This is a genomic window from Nostocoides japonicum T1-X7 (assembly GCF_001046855.1).
Taxonomy (GTDB): Bacteria; Actinomycetota; Actinomycetes; order Actinomycetales; family Dermatophilaceae; genus Nostocoides; species Nostocoides japonicum.
Genome location: NZ_HF570958.1, coordinates 4,477,099 through 4,480,372, shown reverse-complemented (window position 1 = coordinate 4,480,372; position 3,274 = coordinate 4,477,099). Strand labels below are relative to the sequence as shown.

The window sequence follows — 3,274 nt, the reverse complement described above, 5'->3', positions numbered from 1 at the left end:
GATCCGGGCGCCGGCCTCCTTCGCGAGACGGGCGGCGGCGGACAGGGCGCCGGGGACGGTCGCCAGCCGCTCGCCGACGAGGACGATCGCCCGGTCGCCGCGCAGCGCGTCGGAGGCGGCCTTGAGGACGGCGGTGTCGCCGGTGCCGTCGGCGAGCGCGCCGAGCACCTCGGCCTCGGTGCCGGGTGCCGCGGGGACGAGCGTGCCGAAGACCTTCTCCAGCCCCCGGGTGACGACGGCGGAGACGGCGAAGACGGCCGTCTTGTTGCGGCGCGCCGCCTTGCGCAGGCGGAGGAAGACGATGCCCGACTCGTCCTCGGGCTCGAACCCGACGAGGACGACGGCCGTCGCGCGCTCCAGGTCGCCGAAGGTGACGGCGCCGCCCTCGGGCCCGGTCGCCACGACCTGGCTCGCGAGGAAGGCGGCCTCCTCGGCCGAGTGCGGACGGGAGCGGAAGTCGATGTCGTTCGTGCCGAGACAGACGCGCGCGAGCTTGGCGTAGGCATACGCGTCCTCGGTGCTCACCCGGCCGCCGACGAGGACCCCGGCCGAGCCGGCGGCCCGCAGCCCGTCCGCGGCGACGGCGAGCGCCTCCGGCCACGAGGCGACGCGCAGCTCGCCGTCCTCACGGACGAGGGGGAACTCGAGCCGGTCGTCCAACGTGGCATACGTGAAGGCCCATCGGCCCTTGTCGCAGTTCCAGTACTCGTTGACCTCGGGGTCGTGATCGGCCATCCGCCGCAGCACCGTGCCGCGCCGGTGGTCGGTGCGGGTCGCGCACCCGGACCCGCAGTGCTCGCACACGCTCGGGGTGGAGACGAGGTCGAACGGGCGGGAGCGGAAGCGGTAGGCCGCGCCGGTCAGCGCCCCGACCGGGCAGATCTGGACCGTGTTGCCCGAGAAGTAGGACTCGAAGGGCTGCTCCTCGTAGATGCCGACCTGCTGGAGGGCGCCGCGCTCGACGAGCGCGATGAACGGGTCTCCGGCGATCTGGTCGGAGAATCGCGTGCAGCGGGCGCACAGGACGCACCGGTCGCGGTCGAGGAGGACCTGGGAGGAGATGTTGATCGGCTTGGGATAGGTCCGCTTGACGTCCTCGAACCGGGACACCGCGCGGCCGTTGCTCATCGCCTGGTTCTGCAGCGGGCACTCGCCGCCCTTGTCGCAGACGGGGCAGTCGAGGGGATGGTTGATGAGCAGCATCTCCATGACGCCTTGCTGCGCCTTGTCGGCACCGGGCGAGGTGAACTGCGTGTTGACGACCATGCCCTCGGCCACCGTCATCGTGCACGAGGCCTGCGGCTTCATCCGGCCGGGGGGCGCCTGCATCTGCCGCGGCGCGCCCGGTGTGCCGTCGGGCCCGGGCGGTCCGGGCATCGCGACCTCGACGAGGCACTGCCGGCACGCGCCCACGGGGTCGAGGGCGGGATGGTCGCAGAACCGCGGGATCTGGATGCCGATCTCCTCGGCGGCCCGGATGATGAGCGTGCCCTTCGGCACGTCCACCTGGACTCCGTCGATCGTGAGGTGGACGGTGTCCGGCCTGGCGGGCAGGGCCGCGTCACCGCCCTTGTCGACGGCGTTGCCGCCCGCGCTGGGGCTCGTCGTGACCGTCATGTCGTCACGTGCTCCTTCGCAAAGAGCGTGGAGGCGTCCCTGTCGAACGGGCAGCCGCCCTCGCTGAGGTGTAGGAGGTACTCGTCACGGAAATACTCGATGCTGCTCGTGACCGGCGAGGTGGCGCCGTCGCCGAGGGCACAGAAGGCCCGACCGAGGATGTTGTCGCAGACGTCGAGGAGCTTCTCGAGGTCCTCCTCGTCGCCCTGACCCCGCTCGAGGCGGCCGAGGACCTGCTTGAGCCACCAGGTGCCTTCGCGGCAGGGGGTGCACTTGCCGCACGACTCGTGCATGTAGAAGTCGGTCCAGCGATCGACCGCCCGCACGACGCACGTCGTGTCGTCGAAGATCTGCAGGGCCCGCGTGCCGAGCATCGACCCGGCCGCGGCGACGGACTCGAAGTCGAGGGGGATGTCGAGGTGCTCGGCCGTGAACAGGGGGGTCGACGACCCGCCCGGGGTCCAGAACTTCAGCTCGTGGTTGGGGTCGCGCATCCCGCCGGCCATGTCGAGCAGCTCGCGCAGGGTGATGCCGAGGGGGGCTTCGTACTGTCCCGGCTTCGCGACGTGCCCGGACAGGGAGAAGATCCCGAAGCCCTTCGACCGCTCGGTGCCCATGCTCGCGAACCACTCGTCGCCGTGCAGGACGATGGGCGGGATCGAGGCGATCGACTCGACGTTGTTGACGACGGTCGGCCGGGCATAGAGGCCGGCGACGGCCGGGAACGGCGGCTTGAGCCGCGGCTGCCCGCGACGTCCCTCGAGGCTGTCCAGGAGCGCGGTCTCCTCGCCGCAGATGTAGGCGCCCGCCCCGGCGTGGACGGTCAGGTCGAGGTCGAAGCCGGAGCCGTGGATGTTCTTGCCGAGGTGGCCGGCGGCATACGCCTCCTCGACCGCCCGGAGCAGGCGACGATAGACGTGGACGACCTCCCCGCGCAGGTAGATGAAGGCGTGGTGGCAGCCGATGGCATAGGAGGTGATGACGCAGCCCTCGACGAGGAACTGGGGCGCGGCCAGCATGAGGGGAATGTCCTTGCAGGTGCCGGGCTCGGACTCGTCGGCGTTGACGACGAGGTAGCGCGGCCCACCGTCCGGCGGAGGCAGGAAGCTCCACTTCATGCCGGTCGGGAACCCCGCGCCGCCGCGGCCCCGCAGGCCGGAGCTCTTCGTCATGGCGACGAGGTCCGCGGGGTCCATCCCGAGCGCCTTGTCGAGGGCCTGGTAGCCCTCGTGATGCGTGTAGGTGTCGAGGGTCCAGGACTGGGGGTCGTCCCAGAACGTCGTGAGGATCGGCGTCAGCGTCGTCATCAGGGCTCGCCCTTCCCGTCCTTCTCGTCGAAGTCAGTCTTCGTCCGCTCCAGCGCGTCGGTGAAGCCGGCCGCGACGGCCGCCTCGGCGTCACGGAACCACACCTCGGCCTTCGTGCGCCGGTACCACGGCGACTCGGGGGTGTGGAACGTCCGGGAGGCGGTGTTGCCCTTGACCTCCCAGCCCTCGGGGCCCTTGCCGTCCGGGCCCGGTGCGGCCCAGCCGTCGCCCGTCGCCTCGTCGCTCACCGCGAGGTCGCGCTGCGCCGCCTCGTTCGCGGGTGCCTGGAAGACCGGCAGCACCGGCTCCTCGGCGGCCGACACGGCACCGGACGAGCCGCCGGCCGGCTG

The 3,274-nt window shown here is 71.7% G+C and carries 3 protein-coding genes; all 3 read right to left on the bottom strand.

From position 1 onward, the window contains the following. Positions 1 to 1,617, bottom strand: a 1,617-nt coding sequence (locus tag BN12_RS20340) for an NADH-quinone oxidoreductase subunit G (RefSeq protein ID WP_048555319.1), incomplete at its 3' end; no start/stop codon positions are given. Continuing rightward, a complete protein-coding gene (gene nuoF / locus BN12_RS20335; protein ID WP_200901264.1) occupies positions 1,614 to 2,924 on the bottom strand; it encodes an NADH-quinone oxidoreductase subunit NuoF in 1,311 nt (436 codons plus the stop codon). The genes nuoF and BN12_RS20340, both read right to left, overlap by 4 nt. Further along, on the bottom strand, positions 2,924 to 3,274 hold a 351-nt coding region (locus BN12_RS20330; protein WP_456093706.1), incomplete at its 5' end, for a sunset domain-containing protein. The genes BN12_RS20330 and nuoF, both read right to left, overlap by 1 nt.